The 16,961-nt window shown below is 67.9% G+C and carries 20 protein-coding genes (1 of these 20 only partly in view); 9 read left to right on the top strand and 11 right to left on the bottom strand.

All coding sequences use genetic code 11. From position 1 onward, the window contains the following. On the bottom strand, positions 1-575 hold the 5' portion of the coding sequence (locus DEIMA_RS15040) for a CDP-alcohol phosphatidyltransferase family protein (RefSeq protein WP_013558133.1). The gene continues 244 nt to the left of window position 1, outside the view; the window shows 575 of its 819 coding nt (coding positions 1-575); it begins with the start codon at positions 573-575; its stop codon lies off the left edge, out of view. Between the two features lie 237 nt (positions 576-812). On the opposite strand from DEIMA_RS15040, the gene DEIMA_RS15035 reads away from it, so the two are divergent. Then, positions 813-2,258 carry a radical SAM protein gene (locus tag DEIMA_RS15035; RefSeq protein ID WP_043817462.1) on the top strand — a complete coding sequence of 482 codons (1,446 nt, stop codon included), beginning with the start codon at positions 813-815 and terminating at the stop codon, positions 2,256-2,258. A 69-nt stretch (positions 2,259-2,327) separates the two neighbouring features. Beyond that, positions 2,328-2,723: a large conductance mechanosensitive channel protein MscL gene (gene mscL, locus DEIMA_RS15030; protein WP_013558131.1), complete on the top strand. Its 396-nt coding sequence runs from the start codon at positions 2,328-2,330 to the stop codon at positions 2,721-2,723. Positions 2,724-2,752: 29 nt separating this feature from the next. On the opposite strand, the gene DEIMA_RS15025 is transcribed toward mscL, so the two are convergent. Beyond that, positions 2,753-3,682: an endonuclease/exonuclease/phosphatase family protein gene (locus DEIMA_RS15025; RefSeq protein ID WP_013558130.1), complete on the bottom strand. Its 930-nt coding sequence runs from the start codon at positions 3,680-3,682 to the stop codon at positions 2,753-2,755. 78 nt (positions 3,683-3,760) lie between these two features. On the opposite strand from DEIMA_RS15025, the gene DEIMA_RS15020 reads away from it, so the two are divergent. Then, positions 3,761-4,204 (top strand): DinB family protein, encoded by a 444-nt coding sequence (locus DEIMA_RS15020; RefSeq protein WP_013558129.1) that lies wholly within the window; start codon positions 3,761-3,763, stop codon positions 4,202-4,204. A gap of 42 nt (positions 4,205-4,246) precedes the next feature. Here the strand turns inward: DEIMA_RS15020 and DEIMA_RS15015 are convergent, their stop codons facing one another. Both DEIMA_RS15015 and DEIMA_RS15010 read right to left on the bottom strand, forming a co-directional pair. Next, positions 4,247-4,540, bottom strand: a complete 294-nt coding sequence (locus DEIMA_RS15015) for an AzlD domain-containing protein (protein WP_013558128.1) — start codon at positions 4,538-4,540, stop codon at positions 4,247-4,249. Further along, positions 4,537-5,226: an AzlC family ABC transporter permease gene (locus DEIMA_RS15010; RefSeq protein ID WP_013558127.1), complete on the bottom strand. Its 690-nt coding sequence runs from the start codon at positions 5,224-5,226 to the stop codon at positions 4,537-4,539. Before DEIMA_RS15010 ends, DEIMA_RS15015 begins: the two co-directional genes overlap by 4 nt. 1,024 nt (positions 5,227-6,250) lie before the next feature. Here DEIMA_RS15010 and DEIMA_RS18985 point away from each other — a divergent pair. Further along, complete coding sequence (locus DEIMA_RS18985; RefSeq protein ID WP_483459008.1) at positions 6,251-6,544, top strand: DUF8168 domain-containing protein; 294 nt, start codon at positions 6,251-6,253, stop codon at positions 6,542-6,544. Between the two features lie 275 nt (positions 6,545-6,819). Here the strand turns inward: DEIMA_RS18985 and DEIMA_RS15000 are convergent, their stop codons facing one another. The 5 genes from DEIMA_RS15000 to mglB all read right to left on the bottom strand — a co-directional run bounded on the left by DEIMA_RS15000 (position 6,820) and on the right by mglB (position 11,411). Then, positions 6,820-7,269: a peroxiredoxin family protein gene (locus DEIMA_RS15000; RefSeq protein WP_043816818.1), complete on the bottom strand. Its 450-nt coding sequence runs from the start codon at positions 7,267-7,269 to the stop codon at positions 6,820-6,822. A 444-nt stretch (positions 7,270-7,713) separates the two neighbouring features. After that, positions 7,714-8,988, bottom strand: a complete 1,275-nt coding sequence (locus DEIMA_RS14990; RefSeq protein ID WP_013558125.1) for a M16 family metallopeptidase — start codon at positions 8,986-8,988, stop codon at positions 7,714-7,716. Next, positions 8,985-10,202, bottom strand: coding sequence for a M16 family metallopeptidase (locus DEIMA_RS14985; protein WP_013558124.1), 1,218 nt, complete (start codon positions 10,200-10,202; stop codon positions 8,985-8,987). The genes DEIMA_RS14990 and DEIMA_RS14985 overlap by 4 nt, the downstream gene beginning before the upstream one ends. Before the next feature lie 88 nt (positions 10,203-10,290). Next, positions 10,291-10,881 carry a GTPase MglA gene (gene mglA, locus DEIMA_RS14980; protein WP_013558123.1) on the bottom strand — a complete coding sequence of 197 codons (591 nt, stop codon included), beginning with the start codon at positions 10,879-10,881 and terminating at the stop codon, positions 10,291-10,293. Between the two features lie 44 nt (positions 10,882-10,925). Next, positions 10,926-11,411, bottom strand: coding sequence for a GTPase-activating protein MglB (gene mglB / locus DEIMA_RS14975; protein ID WP_043817459.1), 486 nt, complete (start codon positions 11,409-11,411; stop codon positions 10,926-10,928). Between the two features lie 124 nt (positions 11,412-11,535). Here mglB and DEIMA_RS14970 point away from each other — a divergent pair, with 124 nt between their 5' ends. Both DEIMA_RS14970 and DEIMA_RS14965 read left to right on the top strand, forming a co-directional pair. Beyond that, a complete protein-coding gene (locus tag DEIMA_RS14970) occupies positions 11,536-13,296 on the top strand; it encodes a phosphodiester glycosidase family protein (protein ID WP_013558121.1) in 1,761 nt (586 codons plus the stop codon). Positions 13,297-13,488: 192 nt separating this feature from the next. Then, positions 13,489-13,671 carry a DUF1540 domain-containing protein gene (locus tag DEIMA_RS14965; RefSeq protein WP_013558120.1) on the top strand — a complete coding sequence of 61 codons (183 nt, stop codon included), beginning with the start codon at positions 13,489-13,491 and terminating at the stop codon, positions 13,669-13,671. A 59-nt stretch (positions 13,672-13,730) separates the two neighbouring features. On the opposite strand, the gene DEIMA_RS14960 is transcribed toward DEIMA_RS14965, so the two are convergent. Continuing rightward, positions 13,731-14,084: a hypothetical protein gene (locus tag DEIMA_RS14960; RefSeq protein WP_013558119.1), complete on the bottom strand. Its 354-nt coding sequence runs from the start codon at positions 14,082-14,084 to the stop codon at positions 13,731-13,733. 119 nt (positions 14,085-14,203) lie between these two features. On the opposite strand from DEIMA_RS14960, the gene DEIMA_RS14955 reads away from it, so the two are divergent. The 3 genes from DEIMA_RS14955 to DEIMA_RS14945 are packed head-to-tail and all read left to right on the top strand — an operon-like array spanning position 14,204 to position 15,802. Next, the gene (locus DEIMA_RS14955; RefSeq protein WP_013558118.1) at positions 14,204-14,632 is read left to right on the top strand and encodes an acyl-CoA thioesterase; all 429 of its coding nucleotides are present in this window, start codon (positions 14,204-14,206) and stop codon (positions 14,630-14,632) included. Next, a complete protein-coding gene (locus tag DEIMA_RS14950) occupies positions 14,619-14,885 on the top strand; it encodes a hypothetical protein (protein WP_013558117.1) in 267 nt (88 codons plus the stop codon). The genes DEIMA_RS14955 and DEIMA_RS14950 overlap by 14 nt, the downstream gene beginning before the upstream one ends. After that, a complete protein-coding gene (locus tag DEIMA_RS14945; RefSeq protein ID WP_013558116.1) occupies positions 14,882-15,802 on the top strand; it encodes an ROK family protein in 921 nt (306 codons plus the stop codon). The genes DEIMA_RS14950 and DEIMA_RS14945 overlap by 4 nt, the downstream gene beginning before the upstream one ends. Before the next feature lie 51 nt (positions 15,803-15,853). Here the strand turns inward: DEIMA_RS14945 and DEIMA_RS14940 are convergent, their stop codons facing one another. Beyond that, positions 15,854-16,648: a YdcF family protein gene (locus DEIMA_RS14940; RefSeq protein ID WP_245528328.1), complete on the bottom strand. Its 795-nt coding sequence runs from the start codon at positions 16,646-16,648 to the stop codon at positions 15,854-15,856. Positions 16,649-16,961: the final 313 nt, after the last annotated feature.

The following is a 16,961-nucleotide window of genomic DNA, read 5'->3' as shown; positions in this document are numbered from 1 at the left end:
TCGAACAGCGCGCCCAGCAGGCGCTCCTGCGGCACGAAGTACAGGGCGTACGCGCCGCGCAGCGCGCCCAGCACCCACGGATGATCCCCCGTCTGGCGCGGCGCGTCACGGAACACCTCGCCGCGCGCCTCACGGTACGCGCGCTCCCACAGGAAATCCGTCGTCAGAATCAGGCTGAGCAGCACCGTGGCAGGCAGCCCCGCCCGCCGGCTGATGGCCATGAACACGGCCGCGTTCACGACGACGTCCATGTTGGTGTCGAGGTAGCGGCCCGTCTCGGTCGTCTGCCCGGTGGCGCGCGCCAGCTGCCCGTCGAGGTTGTCGAGGACCGTCTTGATCTGCAGCAGCAGCGCGGGCGTCCAGGTGCCGCCCCGCGCGATCAGGCGCGCGGCAATCACGCCCAGCAGCGTATGGCCGAGCACCACCGTCGTCGGCCGCACGCGCGTGCGCGCCACCGGCCCGAGCAGGCGCTGCGCGAGCGGCCGGAACATCCGCTCCGCGGCCCACTCGGAGGCCGGTCGCGCCTTGCGCGTCAGTTCGGTGGCGCGGGCGTCCAGGGGCGAGCGGGAAGTCACGCGCTCAATGTAGCAGTGGCCACGCAGGCGACCTGTAGGAGAACGTACGCCGAAGCGTGAGCCAGGCGGGAAACGCCCCGCGCGGACGTGGTAAAATACTCTGCTTGTGGGCCCCCAGAGTGTGGGCCTGATGGGTTCCGGGACGCACGGGCAGGGCCGTGCCCGCCTCGGAGTTCGGGCGTGGACGCCAGTCCGCCTCAGGAGGATGCAGCGGTGACGGAAGCAGCACGGCAGATCATGGGCGCCCCGGTATACCCGGCGCAAATCAAAAGCGTGGAAAGCGGCAGTCCCGCCGAACGTGCGGGCGTCCGTCCCGGCGACCTCCTCATGCGCGTCAACGGCCAGGGCGTCACCGACATCCTGATGTACCGCCACCTGCTGGAGGCCGGGCACGTCACCCTCGAAGTCAGCCGCCCCCGCCAGGTCGTGCTGCACGCCGTCCCGCAGGACCACCACACGGTCCGCGCGGACGACGCGGACGTCACCCTCACCTTCGACGTGGACTGGGAGGACCCCGGTCTGGAATTCGAGGAGGTCCTGTTCGACGGCATCAAGAAGTGCGCGAACAAGTGCGACTTCTGCTACGTCCACCAGATGCCGCGCGGCTTCCGCAAGAGCCTGTACATCATGGACGACGACTACCGCCTGTCGTTCCTGTACGGCTCATTCGTCACGCTCACCAACCTGACCGAGCAGGACGTGAACCGCATCCTGAACGAGAACCTCAGCCCGCTGTACGTCAGCGTCCACACCGCCAACCAGGACCTGCGCGCCGACATGATGAAGTGGTGGAAGCTGAAGGTCAAGGACGAGAAGGCCACGCAGATCCGCGACATGATCGAGCGCCTCGAAAGCATCGACCTATACACCCAGGTGGTGCTGCTGCCGGGTCGCAACGACGGTGAGCACTTCGACGAGACGCTGGAGTACCTCGCGAGCCGCCCGAACGTCATCTCGGTCGCCTGCGTGCCCGTGGGCCTCACGGACCACCGCACGAACCTCGCGGAGGTACGCACCTTCACGCGCGACGAAGCCCGCGACGTCCTGCGCCGCGCGGAACGCTGGCGCGCGCAGATGCTCGAGGAGCGCGGCACGCGCTTCATCTTCCCGTCCGACGAGTTCTACCTGCTCGCCGGCGAGCCCCTGCCCGACGAGGACGCGTACGAGGGCTTCCCCATGCTCGAGAACGGCGTCGGCATGATCCGCGACTTCCTGAACGAACCCATGCCGGATACGCTGCCCGCGCGCCTGCCCGAGCCCAAACGCGTGATCCTCGCCACCGGCGCGCTGTTCGCCGAGAGCCTCGACGCCGCCGTCGAGCCGCTGCGCGCCATCGACGGCCTCAGCATCGAGGTGCGCGCGGTCGAGAACAAAACCTTCGGCAAGGCCACGACCGTCGCGGGCCTCCTCACCGGCCGCTGCCTGCGCCACGCCATCAAGCCCGGCGAGGCGGACCTGCTGATCGTCCCGCCCACCACCCTGCGCTACGGCACCGAACTGATGCTCGACAACGTCAGCCTCACGGAACTCGGCGAGCAGTTCCGCATGCCGGTGCGCCCCGGCGGCAGCACCCTCGGCGAACTCGCGCGCGTGCTCCTGCAGGAAGGGCAGAGCAGCGGCCCGCAGTTCGGCATGAGCGCCCACGCCGTCAAGGAACGCCAGGGGCACGACCTCAGCAATTGAGCGGCGCCCCCGCGCCGCGCATGCCACAATCCCCCTGAGCTCGCCCGACGCGAGCCAGGGGGACCCTCTATGATTCAAGGCTTCCGGAACTTCATCCTGCGCGGCAACGTCGTAGACCTCGCCGTCGGCGTCGTCATCGGCGCGGCCTTCAACGGCCTCGTCACCGCGTTCACGCGGGCGTTCCTCGACCCGATCATCAAGCTCGTCACGGGCGGCGTAAACTTCGGTGGGCGGCTGATCCTCGCGGGCAGCGGCCCGAACGCCATCACCATCGAGTACGGCGCGTTCCTTACGGCGCTCATCACGTTCCTGCTCACGGCCGTCGTCGTGTACGTGTTCGTCGTGACCCCCATGAACCGCCTCAGCGAGCGCTTCAAGCAGGCTGACAAGCCCGCCAAGGCCGAACCGAGCAACCAGGAAAAGCTGCTCGCGGAAATCCGCGACCTGCTCCGCGAGCGGCGCTGACCCACCCGGCACCACCACGTCCCGGCCCGTCAGCGCCGCAGCGTGACGTCCACCACCAACGGCCGGTGGTCCGACGCGCGGGCGTCCGGCACGAACGCCGCCACCGCCGACGCACGCCGCAACCACACGTGATCGATGCGCACCAGCGGCGCGCGCGCCGGGAAGGTGTACCCGAACCCCGCCCCGGCCTGCGCGAACGCATTGCTGAACTGTTCGCGCAGCGCGGCGTCCACGAGGCCACGCGGGGGCGTATTGAAGTCCCCGCACGCCACGACCGGCCCGCGCGTCTGCCGCGCCACCTGCAGCACCGCGCGCACCTGCGCGGCCCGCCGGTCCCGCGCACCCGCCCAGCCCCCCCGCCACAGCACCGTCGTGAAATGCAGGTTCAGCAGCGTCACCGGCTGCCCACGCACCCGCACCGTCGCGCGCAGCAGTCGCCGCGTGGTGTCCGGCAACGCCCGGTCCTGCACGCCCGTCACCGGGAACCGCGAGAGGACCACGACCTCCCGGGACCGCGCCGCCGCGTACCCCGGCAGGCGACGCTCCAGATCCCGCAGCACCCCGGGCAGGACCGTGTTCGTTTCCTGCAAGCACACCACGTCCGGCTCCGCCCGCGAGATCACGCGCGCCAGTTCCGCCGCGCCGCCCGTCCCGCGCGCGATGTTGTACGTCATCAGCCGAAACGACCGCGAGCCCGGCGACGGCGATGGCACCTCCCACCCCACCAGCAGCAGCGCGAGTGCCGTGGCCACCGCGCCGCCCAGCACCGCGCGCCCGTCGCGCCGCCATGCGCCCAACAGCAACGCCGCCACGGTCGGCACCAGCCACACCTGCGGCAGCACGAAATACGTGAGCAGCAGCGTCGGCACGGTCCGCTCCGCCACGAACGTCGTCAGGGCCCACACCGCCAGCAGCACGGCCACGAGCCCCCAGGCGAACTTGACCGGACCGGCGCTCATCGCTGCTTAGTGTGACAGGCCCGCATGAGCGCGGCACCTCCGGGACTCGGCCAGGCGCGCCCCCGGTATGCTGCGCGCATGAGCACCGAAGGGTACGTCCGCAACTTCCTGATGCACCGCCAGGCCCTCCAGGACCTCCTCGCGCAGATCCCCGACAATCAGGGCAGCTTCGCCGCGTGGGACGGCGGCATGAGCTTCATCGGCCTCGCCGACCACCTCAGCGGCAGCAGCGCGCGCCTGTTCAGCATGATGCGCGGCCAACCGCCCCAGCCCGCGCCGACCAGCGCCACCCTCGCGGAAGCCCGCCAGCACCTCGAACGCACCACCGACGCGACCGTCCAGGCCCTGCGCGGCATGACCGACGAGGACCTGCGGCGCGTCATCCCCGCGTTCGGCGGGCGGGAGATGCCCGTGCGCGCCCTCGTGGACTTCATCATCCAGCACGAAGCGCACCACAAGGGTCAGGTGTGGATGATGGCCCGCATGATCGGCCTCAAACCCGGCATGTTCGTGAAGCTGTAACGCCAACGTGGCCGGGGGGCGGCCCAGTGGGCCGCCCCCCCTTTACAGGACGGCCCGCAGCGCCCAGTACGCGCCCATGCCCACCAGGAGCCCCACCCACAACGCCCCCGTGCGCCACAACGCCACGCCCGCCAGCGCGAGCGCCACGAGCCGCACCGGCCAGTCCGGCGCGTTCACGCTGCTCGGCACGACCAGCGCCGCGAACACACTCGGCGGCACGAACTCCAGAAACGCCCGCCAGAACGGCGTGAGCGACCACCCACTCAGGCGCAGGCCCACAAAGCGCGTCGCGAACGTAATGGCCCACATGCCCAGGATGATCCACACGGCACTCACGCGCGCCCCCGCGTCACCAGCAGCGCCCCCAACAGCGCCGCCCCCACCGACGCGAGCAGCGTCGTCAGGCCGCCCGGCAGTACCCGTGACAACGCCAGCGCCGCCCCACCCGCCACGACCGCGACCAGCACCGTCATGCGCGAACGCAGCAGCGGCAGCAGCAGCCCCAGGAACGCCAGCGGAAACACGAACCCCACCCCCAGCCGTTCCGGGTCCGGCACCCACGCGCCCGCCAGCGCCCCCAGCAGCGTGCAGACATTCCACACGACGTACAGGCTGAGCTCCGCGCCCAGCAGGAACGCGAAGCGCCGTACGCCGCTCGCTAGCACGATCCCGTACGCCTCGTCCGTCAGGAACTGCGCCGCGACCACCCGCCGCCACCCCGTCATCGGCAGCTCCCGCCCGAGACTCAGGCCATACAGCACGTGCCGCACGTTCAGCAGCAACGTCGTGCCCAGCACCCCCACCGCACCCGCCCCCTGCCCGAACAGCCCCGCCGCGCTCACCTGCGCGCTCCCAGCGAACACCGTCAGGCTCATCAGCATCGTCTCCAGCACACTCAGGCCGCCCGCGCGCGCCGTCACCGCGTACGCCGCCGCGAACGGCGCCACCCCCAGCCACAGCGGCAGCATCGCCACGAACCCCGCCCGAAACGCCGCCCCGGACTTCAAGTCACCCATACTCATGCGCGAGAGTGTACCCGCCCGCACGCACGTCCGTCTTGAACGAGCGTGCGCGTCAGCAGCGCGCGGCCCGCGCGTGCGCGGCAGGCGTGACTTCCGCTCGCGTCAGGTGCGCCTGATCCGCGAACCCCACCTCCAGTGCCGCCGGCAGGCCCGACCGTGTACGTTTCATCCACGCACAGCGTGAACGCGTGCCGCACGAACCGCGCCTGCAGGTGCTCCACACCCCTGACGCCGTCCGCCCCGTACTGCCACACTCACCGCCGCCTTGCCCGCACGCGACCAAACGCGTGCTGTATTGAAGCCATGACGCTCCACCCGGCTGCCTGGCCCGCCCCGCAGGACTTCGTGCATGGTGACGTCCCTTCGCCCGCCCACGTCCGCCGCTCGTACAGTTTTTGAACGCTCCAGCGTACCGATAGGGGAGAGGCTGACCCACAAGAGATTGTGGTGACTCAAGGCGTCCGCAGAATGCCAGCGAGTGTACGGCGGGAGGGGATGCAGCAGGCATACATGTATGGGTTTCGAAGAGGCCCACAATTGGGGAAATGCCTGCGCCTGAAATCGTTCCTGGAAGTACGGCTGTTAGGGTCTGTGCGCCTGAACGCGGATGAAGGGCTGGGATGTCCTTTGAAGGGGCGAAGCCACAGAACATCGCGTCGAAATCCGGTGATTGAACGCGCAATCCGATGTAGAAACCACCCCGAACACCGGCCTGCGGGGCTCAGGCGCACAGACCCTAGGGAGTAACCTACTTGATTGATGGCATTGTTCACCCATTTTCTTATGAGTTAATGGTGAATGTTGGTTTCGCTTATACGGCAAATATTGAGCTGCTAGGTCTGAAGGGCGCCTTTGGGATAAGAAAAGAACAGAGTTATCTTTTGGATGGATTTCGAAAATAAATAAAAATTCAATGTTTCGGTGTTGTTAGAAATTTTGTTATTAGTAATACTTATATATTAAATGAATCAGGACCTTTATCTCTGGCGTGCCGTTTTTTATCGAGACAGACTCTATAAATTGTATGCGAGATGAATTAACTCATGTGGAATTTATAGATAATAGATCATACTTTAAAAATCAATCAAAATTTTTATTTTCTGATCTAATGCATGAAAATATACGTAGTAATAGATATTTTCTGAATGCATTTTCATTATTAAGAATGGCGTTAATCGAATTATCTACAACTGGGTTTTATTACTATAGTGCAGTAGAATCTATTGTGCATTATTTTAAAAGTATATTTAATCTTAACGGTTCGCAGGCTTGGAAGAAGATGAATAGAGCTTGCCTAATAATAAAAAAGGAATTATGAAATTGAAAGTTAAATACACATGCACTATGAAACATGAAGATCGTGAAGGCACAGCCGTAACTGAAGCAAAGGAGAGAGACGCCGTTCTCCAGCTGGGGTAGCAAACAACTGAAAAATTTGTGTGCTCCCTCCTGGGAAGGCCTGTAGGTTAATCAGGAGTACGCTTTACTGCTATCGGTGTAAGTCAGGGCGGTTGGCACGTAGGATGGTGTCCAGCACCAGCAGGATGATGCTTCAGGTCATCCCTGCACGCACCGCCTCAACTTTGACCGACATCAAGAAGACGTAGCCAGCTCTGCTAAAAGGTACTCCAGGCGTGTCTGGGCATTCTCCTGACTGCCGTACAGGCTCCGCAGCAGCTCGCCGCCCGCACCAAAGACTAGCCAGTGCGGCGTGCCCTCGGTCCTCCACGCCTGCGCGATCTCGCCATCAAGGTCCAGGGCCACGGGAAAGGGGAGCTTGGCAAAAGACTGCGCGAAACGCACCAGGGTCGGCTCGACGTCCTGGCGGGGCAACTGGCGGTGCCCATGGGCCGTGTGAATCACGAGCATCTGTACGGCCTCCCCGAACTCCGCGTGCAGGCGCTTCATGAAGGGGATGCCCCTCGACACGCAGCCCGCACACTCCAGGTTGAAAAACATGACGAGCATGGGCCGATTCACCTGCTCAGGCGAGGGCACAGGCGTGCCGTGCACGAAGGTATCGATAGAGGGCCAGAGGGTCATGCCCCCACGGTACGGCATCCCCCTGAACACCTCAGCACTCCAGGAAGAACGCCGCGTGAGTCTTCAAACTGGAGCGCCCCGGCTGCGTGTTACGCGGTATTCCGTTTATGAAGCGCCTGCACGCCGAGTTCGGGGGCTGCGTGACGCTCCTCGCCATTCACACGGCGTGCGGGCACCGCCGCCTGCCCCGCGAGGTCGTCGAGCCGACCCTGGTGTCGCAAAACTGTCCTTCCCCGTCGCCCTGGACCTGAGCGGCGACGGCGCGGAAGCCTGAGGCACCGTAGCGCCGGGCTTCGGTGTGGGCGGCGAATTGCTGCGCAGCCTGTACGGCAGTCAGGAGAACGCCCAGACACGCCTGGAGTACCTGCTGCAGGAGCAGGCGGACGCTTCCGGCCGCTGAGCGCGCCGGAACCGCAAGGCCCCGGCGCGCTCAGCGGCGGCGCTTCAGGCGGGCAGCTGCAACTGACGGACGGTCTCTGCCGGCCCGAGCGCCGCCACGAACACCGTGCCGAACGGGTCGCGGTTCAGGACGCCCTGCACGTCCGCGGGCGTGACCGCTTCGCACCGCGCGACGCTTTCCGCCAGCGTGAACGCCCGCCCCAGGTACAGGTGGTCCATGCCGAGCGCGAACAACCGGTTCGACGGTGTTTCCCCGCGCAGCAGGGTGCTCACGGCGAGACGCTTGCGGGCGCGGCGCACCTCTGCTTCCGTGACGCCGTGCTCGCGGACGTCCGCGAGCACCGACCGGAAGATCGCGAGCGTTTCAGCGGCGCGGTCCGGGTCGCACGACCAGCCACCCTCGAACGCGCCCGTCTCCTCGAACTCCGTGTGCGACAGGTCCGCGCTGTCCGCGAGGCCACTGTCCACGAGTGCCCAGTACAGGCGGCCGTTCTCGCCGCCGACGATGTCCGCCAGCACCAGCGCCGCCTCGCGCGCTGGGTCGTTCGCGGCGAGGCCGGGCGTGCACACCGCGAAGTGCGCGCGGTTCAGGGTGTCGTCCTGCAGGGTCAGCAGGCCTGGGCGGGGCGCGTGGCCGCCGAGCGTCCGCTCGAACGACGTGCGCGGCCACGCGCGCGTGAGGGCTTCGGTCTGCGCCAGTAGGTCGTTCCAGTCGAACTTCCCGACGACCACCAGGGTCACGCGGCCCGTGCCGTAGCGCGCCTGGAAGTGCGCGCGCAGCGTCTCTGCATTCAGGCGGCCTACCGTCTCGTTCGTGCCGAGCACGTTATGCCCGAGCGGGTGCGCCTCGCCTGCTGCGGTGCGCCAGTACGCGTCGCGCAGCGCCTCGAACACGCGCACGCCCGGCTGGTCCGCGTACATGGCGATCTCCTCGAGAATCACGCCCCGTTCTGGTTCCAGGTCGCTTTCGCGCATGGCGGGCGTCATCAGTTCCGTGAGGGCCGCGAGCAGGTCTGGCGCGCGTTCCGGCAGCGCGGCGGCGTGGTACACGGTCGCCTCCTCGCTGGTGAACGCGTTGACGTTGCCGCCCAGGGCGTCCAGGCGGGCGTTCAGTTCGGCGGCGCTCACGTGCGCGCTGCCCTTGAACAGCATGTGCTCCAGGAAGTGCGACGCGCCGAGGTCGCGGGGGTCCTCGTCGCGCGCGCCGGTCTTCACGAAGTACCCCATGGCGATCGTCTGCGCGTCCACGTCGGGTTCGCCCAGCACGGTCAGGCCGTTCGGGAGGGTGGCGGTGAGGAACTTCAGGCCGGTGCGGGTCATACGAGGGCCTCCTGGCCGAGCGTCAGCACGCCGAGCGGCCCCAGGTCGTAGCGGTCCAGGAAGGCGTTCACCTGCGGGAGCGTTACGGCTTCCACTTGGGCGCGCAGCTGCTGCGGGGTGCGCGTCTCGCCGAACAGCCACCAGTCGCGCGCGAGGTTCGCGGCGCGTGAGCGCAGGCTTTCGGAGCTGAACACGGTGCTGCTCACGAGCGCTTCGCGGGCGCGCATGTACTCCTCGGGCGTGACGCCGCCGCGCAGGCCGGCCAGCGCGGCGCGCAGCACGTCGAGGGTCTCCTGCGCGCGGTCCGGGGTGGTGCCCGCGTACGCGCCGAGCACCGCGGCGTCCCCGATGATCTGCGCGCCGGCCGAGACGCTGTACGCGAGGCCGCGTTCCTCGCGGACCTCGTGAAACAGGCGACTAGCGCTCCCGCCGGACAGGACCGTCAGCGCGAGGTGCCACGCGAGCCAGTCCGGGTCGCGCGGCGCGATGCCGCGCGCGCACACGGTCATGTGCGTCTGTTCGCTGTCGTCGGGGATGTGCGCGCGGACGCCCTCACGGACCTCCACGGGTACGCGCGCGCCGCTGCCGGGCGCCCAGTCGCCAAAGATGCGCTGTGTGAGCGCGCGCGCCTCCTCGGGCGCGAGGGGCGCCACGAGCGCCAGCACCGCCCCGTGCGCGCCGAACCGGGCGTACACGTCGCGCACGTCGTCGGGCGTGAGGGCGCTCAGGCCTTCGGGCGTGCCGCTCACCGGGTGCCCGTACCCGTTGCCGAACGTCGCGGCGCGCATGGCGAGCGCGAGCCGGTCCGCCGGGCTGTCCTGCAAGCCTTCCAGGTCCTGCTGCGCGAGGTCCACGAGCACGTCGAACTCGTCGTCGTGCAGGTGCGGTGCGCGCAGCACGCGCGCGAGCAGCGTGAGCGCCTCGCCGAGGTCCCCGGCAAGGCCGCTGAGCGTGAAACGCGTCGCCTCGGCGGTCACGCCCCCGCCGCGCCGCACGCCCAGGTCGTCGAAGGCGTCCGCGAGGCCGCGCGCGTCCAGGCCGTCCGCCCCCTTGAACAGCCATTCTTCCAGCACGCCCGCCGCGCCTTCGCGGCCGTGCTGGTCGTGGGCCGCGCCGACCGGCACGCGCAATTCCAGCGCGAATCCCGGCCCGGACCGCGCCTCGAACACGAGCGTGAGGCCGCAGGGCAGGGCAAACAGGTGCGGATCGGGCATCCGCGCAATGATAGCGTCCCGCCGGGCGGTAAAAGAGGCGCAGGCCAGGGTTCTCCCGGCCTGCGCCTCTTCTGTACGGTCGAGGGGATTACTTGGGCTGCGAGAGGCGGTCGAGCACCATCTTGCTGACGGCTTTCAGCGCCTCGAACACGCCTTTGCCCTGGTCGGCGACCGCTTCGAACATCATCAGTTCCTGTTTGGGGTCGACGACGGCGCGGATCATCTCGATGGGCAGGGCGTCGGGCAGGTCGCGTTTGTTGACCTGCAGGATCATCGGCACTTCGCGCACGTCGATGCCGTGCTCGATGAGGTTCTCGCGCAGGTTGCGCATGCTTTCCGCGTTGGCACGCAGGCGGTTCGGGGCGCTGTCCGCCACGAACACGATGCCGTCCACGCCACGCAGGATCAGCTTGCGGCTGGCGTTGTAGAACACCTGGCCGGGCACGGTGTACAGGTGGAAGCGCGTCTTGAAGCCCTGGACGCTGCCGAGGTCCAGTGGCAGGAAGTCGAAGAACAGCGTGCGCTCGTCTTCGGTGGCCAGGCTGACCATTTCGCCGCGCAGGTGCCCGGGGATCTTCGTGAAGACGTGTTTGAGGTTGGTGGTCTTGCCGGACATGCCGGGACCGTAGTAGACGATCTTGCAGTTGATTTCGCGGGCCGCGAAGTTGATGGTGCTCACGTTGGTCCTTTGCTGGCGGGAGGCGGCGTGCGGAGCTGGGGGGCTTAGCCCAGCAGGTCGTCGAGCAGCGCACCAGCACTGCTGGCGAACTCGTCGTCGAACTTGACGGCGGGGGCGTCCTGAACGACTTTCAGCAGGTCGGTGATCTGCGCGAGGCTCTTCTTGGTGTAGACCTTCACGCGCCCGAGGGGAACGCTGTTGTCGAAGATCAGGCCAAGCAGGGCGTTGTCGCCGGCCGCTTCCACGTACAGGGTGACGTTCTCACCCTGGTGGATCTGCTCGTTGAACGCGCGCTCGCCGAGCATGCTCGCCAGCGCGCCCGTCGCCGCAGCGTTGCTGGCAATCAGGGTCGCGACCGAGTCAAGGGCGGGGGGACGAGGCGCCCACAGCGCCTCCTTGTGCGAGATTACGAAACCCTTGCGGTCAACCAGCAGGCAGTACCGGACGCCCGTGGCCGTCAGCAGCTCATCGAGGTGCTGCTCCACGCGTTCGAATGCCTCGCCGTACAGTGCGAGTGACGGTTCAATCATCGTGTCCATAGTATAGGGTGATAACTGCATGAAAAGTGCAGCGGGATGCATGGCGAGCGAACTACTTCACAAAGCGCGCACACTTCTCACAAGGCACTGATGTGCGCCCTCTACACTGCCGGGCGTGAAGCGCCGCGCCGCCCTCTTCCTCGCGCTCGCCATGAGCGTCGCGCATGCCCGCCCCGTCGCCATCGCGGGCGAAGTGCTGCACCCCATCATCGAAACCAAGACCCTGCCGTCCGGCCGTGAAGGCCTGCCGGTGTGGTTCCTCGCCCGCCTCGGCGTGAGCGTCCACAACGCCCCCGACGACCTGCAGCTCACCTTCGGCCCCCGCACGCTCCAGTACACCCCCGCCGGCTGGCGCGGCACCCGCGCCGCCACAACCGGCCTGAGCGCCCCGGAACTGTTCGGCGGCAGCCTGCACGTCCCCCTCGACGTCCTGCGCGCCCTCGGCGTGCCCGTCCTCGCCGACGCGCCCGACGTCCTCGACCTGGCCGCCACCGTACCCGGCATGCCCACCCCCACGACCACCCCGGCGCCCACGCGGCCCGTCACGAGCACGCCCACACCCACACCAAGCGCGCCCACCCCACCCCCCGCCGCAGGCGCGCAGCTCGCCAGCGTCCGCTCCAGCCGCACCCTGAACCGCAACCTCGAAACGCAACGCGTCGTGCTCGAGTTCAGCGGCACCACCCCCTACCAGGTGACGCGCGACAAGACGGGCCTGACCGTCACCCTGCCCGGCACGACCGGCCAGCCCGCCACGCAGAAACTCGAATCCGGCGACACCCTCGGCGTGGCCCTCACCGCGACCGGGCTGAGCGTCCGCCTCGAAACGCGCGGCGGCACCAGTGAACTGTTCACGCTTCAGGACCCCTTCCGCGTGGTCGTGGACACCGTCACGAACATCAACCCGAACGTCCCCCCACCCCCCGACTACACGCACCTTCCCGACGGCGTCACCCGCCGCCAGGTCGGCGCCCTGCACCTCCTCAGCTTCGACCCCGCCCGGTTCGTGCCGCGCGTCGTCACCGCGCCGCTCGGCACCGCCAGCCCCCTCGCGGACCACATCCGCCGCGTCGGCGGCGTCGCCGGCGTGAACGGGGGGTACTTCGACCCGGCCAGCAACCTCCCCGTGGACCTCGTCGCGCAGGGCGGCCTGATGCTCGCCCCCAGTCTGGAACGGCGCGGCACCATCGGCTTCGACGCGCTCGGCAACGTCCGCTTCGGCGTGCCTCGCCCCCGCTACGTCCTCACCGGCGCGTTCGGTACCCTCACCGTGAACACCGTCAGCGCCAAAGGCAACCCGGCGCTGCTGACCGCGTTCGTCGGCGATGGCCGCACCGGCGTCGGCGGGCCGGGCCTCACCACCCTGACCCTCGACGGCACGCGCGTCCTCGACGCGTACAACACGCCGTTCGTGCCCGCCGCGGGCACCCTCACCGTCACGTACAACGCGGACAAGTACCCGCAGCTGCCGCGCACGCCCGGCGCGGCGCTCGGCGCCGCCCTCACCTGGCAGGCACCCGCCTGGACGGGCACGCGGGAGGCGCTCAGCGCCGGCCCGGTCCTCGTGGCCGGCGGACGCGTGGCCCTGAACCCCCAGGCAGAAGGGTTCAACACGAATGCCAGCATCTGGCGCGCGACGCGGCAGGTGGCGTTCGCGGTGTATGGCGGGCAACCCACCATTGCGTACCTGGAGAGCGGCACGCCCGACGCCTTCGCGCGCGCACTCGCGGCCGCGGGGGTCACCGACGCGGTCCGGCTCGACAGCGGCAGCAGCGCCACAGTGTTTGTCGCCGGCGGCTACCTGAACACCGTGTGGAGCCGACCCGTGCCGAACGCCATCGTCCTCGTGCCCCGCCAGAACGCCAGCGCCCCCTGAGGCCCGCGCACCCCATGGGGCGCGCTCTCCGTACGAGGAGGGGCGCCCCGTGCCTGTTCACGCGCGCCCCTGAGTGGCAAGAGCACAACCGGACAAAACCGATTGAAACGCTCAGATTGATCAAAAAGACACGCTTAATCTTATATGCGCCCGCTTACTTCTTTGAAAACCTGATTGTTTTACAGTGCACGCATGACCAACGACACCACCAGCATCGTCGGCACCTGCACCGCCGAACACTGCCGCTACAACGAAGCGCAACGCTGCACCGCCGGGCAGATCGAGGTCAGCATGGACGGCGCCCACGCCGCCTGCGCCACCTTCACACCCCGCACGGACGCCACCGACCAGCCCCAACCCGGCACGAACGCCTGAACCCCACAACGCGGAGGGCCCGGACCACCTCGGTCCGGGCCCTCCGCGTTGATCGGCGCCTACGGCAAGCGCACCGGCTCGCAGTTCCCGCTTTTCGGCTCGACCGCGTTCTCATCCACGACCACGCGTTCCTCCGCTCCCACAAATCCCAGACAGCGCGCGAGCGCCCCCAGGTACACCGGATCGTTCGCGTGCGTTTGCACCTCCGTAAGCACCCGAATGTCCTCACGGAGCACCTTCACGTCCGCGCGCGCCTGCCGCGCCTCCCTCGACCACGTCACCGACCGGTACGCCGTATGCCCGATCAGGAACGTCATCTGCACGATACCCAGGCCCGCCAGCACACTCGCGATCACCATCGCGAGCGGCAGACGCCGCCACTGCTGCCAACTGGGAAAACGAAACGACCTCATGAATGCCCGCAGCCTCGCGCCTGCCCCGCCAGTCTAGCGGCTCGCGCGTGAGAGAACCGCGCAACACCCCACCCAGACGACCCCACGCCCCTCTGAGCGTCAGCGGTACACTAAAGCCCATGGACTGGAACCGCGCACAACACGTCGACATCCAACAGCGGTACAGTGACGCCGACCAGCTCGGCCACCTCAACAACGCCGTCTACGTCACGTACCTCGAAACGGCCCGCGTGCAGGTCATCGCCCGCGCCCAGGCGCGCGGCGTCCACGCTCCCACCGTCGTCGCGCACCTCGAACTCGACTACCGCCGCGAAATCAAACTCGGCCAGCGCGTCACCGTCCAGCTCCTCACCACCCGCCTCGGCCGCACCAGCTGGACGTACCACTACCGCGTCCTCGCCGACGACGTCGTCTGCGCCGAAGCCAACACCGTCCAGGTCCACGTGGACCTCGCCACCATGCGCGCCCAACCCCTCCCCGACGCCCTGCGCGCCTTCCTGCTCGAACACGCCGACCCCGCTGCGGAGCCTGCCCATGCCGGACGCTGACGGCACCCGCGTCCAATACCAGGGAGACACCTGGGTCGCCGTCGGCGGCTGGCCGCGCCTCATCGCCGAAAGCTACCGCCGGCTCCTCGGCGAACACGGCGTCGTCAGCGTCATCCGCACGCCATTCCAGTGGGTGACGTACACTCCCGTCATTGAAATTGAAACCGGCGGGTACATGGGCGACGTCACCCTATACGTACCCGAAGTGCAACACCAGCGCGCCGCCGCGCTGCTCGAAGGAGACGACGCATGACCCACCCAGCCACCCCCACCGCCCCCCACCCCACCGCCACCACCACCACCATCGGCGTCGACGTCGGCGGCACCAAAATCGCCGTCGGCGTCCTGCGCGGCGACGAACTCATCGAGAAGCACGTCCAATCCACCCCCACCACCGGCTGGGTCAGCGTCCTCGACACCATCGCCCAGCAAGTCCGCGACCTCACCTGCACCCACACCGACGTCGCCGGCATCGGCGTCGGCGTCCCCGGCCCCATCAGCCCCGACCGCAAACGCGTCCTGTTCGCCCCCAACATCTACGGCTTCACCGACGTGCCCATCACCGACGGCCTGCACGAGCGCCTCGGCCTGCCCATCCACCTCGAGAACGACGCCAAAGCCGCCGCCCTCGCCGAAGCCACCGTTGGCGCCGCCCGCGGCAGCAGCTCCTGCGTGTTCATCACCGTCAGCACCGGCATCGGCAGCGGCATCGTCATCAACGGCAAAGTCTGGCGCGGCGCGAACGGCATCGCCGGCGAACTCGGCCACATCCGCGTGAACCCCGGCGGCACCGTCAGCGGCGCCGGCCTCGACGGCAGCCTCGAAGCGGTCGCCAGCGGCACCGCCATCGCCCGCGACGCCAGCTACGCCCTCAAACGCGACGTCACCACCGCCGAAGCCTTCGCGCTCGCCCAACGCGGCGACAAAATCGCCCGCCGCGTCGTCGAACAGGCCATGGACTACATCGGCGTCACCATCGCCGACCTCGGCAAACTCATCGACCCCGACGTCTTCGTCATCGGCGGCGGCGTCGCCATGGTCGGCGACTACTTCTTCGAACGCGTCCAAACCGCCGCCGACGCCTACGCCTTCGCGCCCATCCACATCCGCCGCGCCCTGCTCGGCACCGACGCCGGCGTCATCGGCGCCGCCCTCGCCGCCCGCGAATAACCCCACCCCAACGGACCCCGGCCGCCCCCACGGCCGGGGTCCCACCACACCTCACCCCCCCGAAACGCGCGCCTTCACGCGCGAGAGCGCCTCATACAGCACCACCCGCAACCCTAACACTCGGTCATGCACCGTGCGGCCCTCCACATCAAACGCGCTCTCCGCACTCGGTACGCTCACCACCCGCGTCCCCAACCCCGCGCGCCGCATCGCCGCCCGAAACAACAACGCCGCCCGCGCACTATGCGACGGACTCGTCACCAGCAGCACCGTCCTCCACCCCCGCGCCCGCGCCAACGCCGCCGCCCGCGCCGCCTCATCCTGCGTCGTCGTCACCTCCGCCAGCGTCAGCACCCGCGGCCCCGCCTCACCGAACATCTCCCTCAACCACGCGCGCTCCACATCCCCCACCCGCGGGCACGACGCCGGCCCGAACGCAAACGACGGATTGCTCACCGTCAACACCGGCGCGAACCCCGCACGCCACAACGCCACCCCCCGCAACAACCGGTCCAGACTGCTCGACCCCAACACCCCCGGCCCACAATGCACCCCCGCCGCCAACACCACAATCGCGTCCGCCTGCACCGGCACCTCACGCAACGTCAATACCGCCACCAACCGCGGCACCACCGGCGTGAACAACACCGCCACCCACAACACCGCCTGCACCACGAACGCCCCACGTAACACCGCGCGCGCCACACCATGCGCCGCGCACACCGTGCACAGCCCGATCACCAGCGCCAGTCGCAGCGCCGTCACATGCTCTCCCGGCACCAACGCCAGCAGCACCGCGAACGACACGCCGATGACTGCGCACTCCACCCACGCTTTCCACATCATCCACAAAGTTCAGCACATCCGCTGTGATGCTGGCTCAAGGAGATTCTCTGGATGGTCATAGCGAGTAGGAGCAGATCAGCGTGTTGCGTCCATCAACCCGACGTCCCATAGAAAACGAATCTTTTCAGAGACGACAGCTCAAATTTGTTATGAGCCAGTACGTCCCACGTAATGAATCGTCAAAGGCCATGGCCATGCACCGGACGATGGTCGGTCTTGTAACGCGTCGCCCTCATATGCCTAACCGACAAAAAGTCCAATACTGCTTCAGCAGAAGTTATAGTGACTCGGATGAGCGCTTGCCAAAGCCACC

This window comes from Deinococcus maricopensis DSM 21211 (assembly GCF_000186385.1).
In the GTDB taxonomy this organism is placed as follows: domain Bacteria; phylum Deinococcota; class Deinococci; order Deinococcales; family Deinococcaceae; genus Deinococcus_B; species Deinococcus_B maricopensis.
The sequence above is the reverse complement of the archived record's forward strand: the minus strand, read 5'-3'. Positions and strand labels throughout refer to the sequence as shown.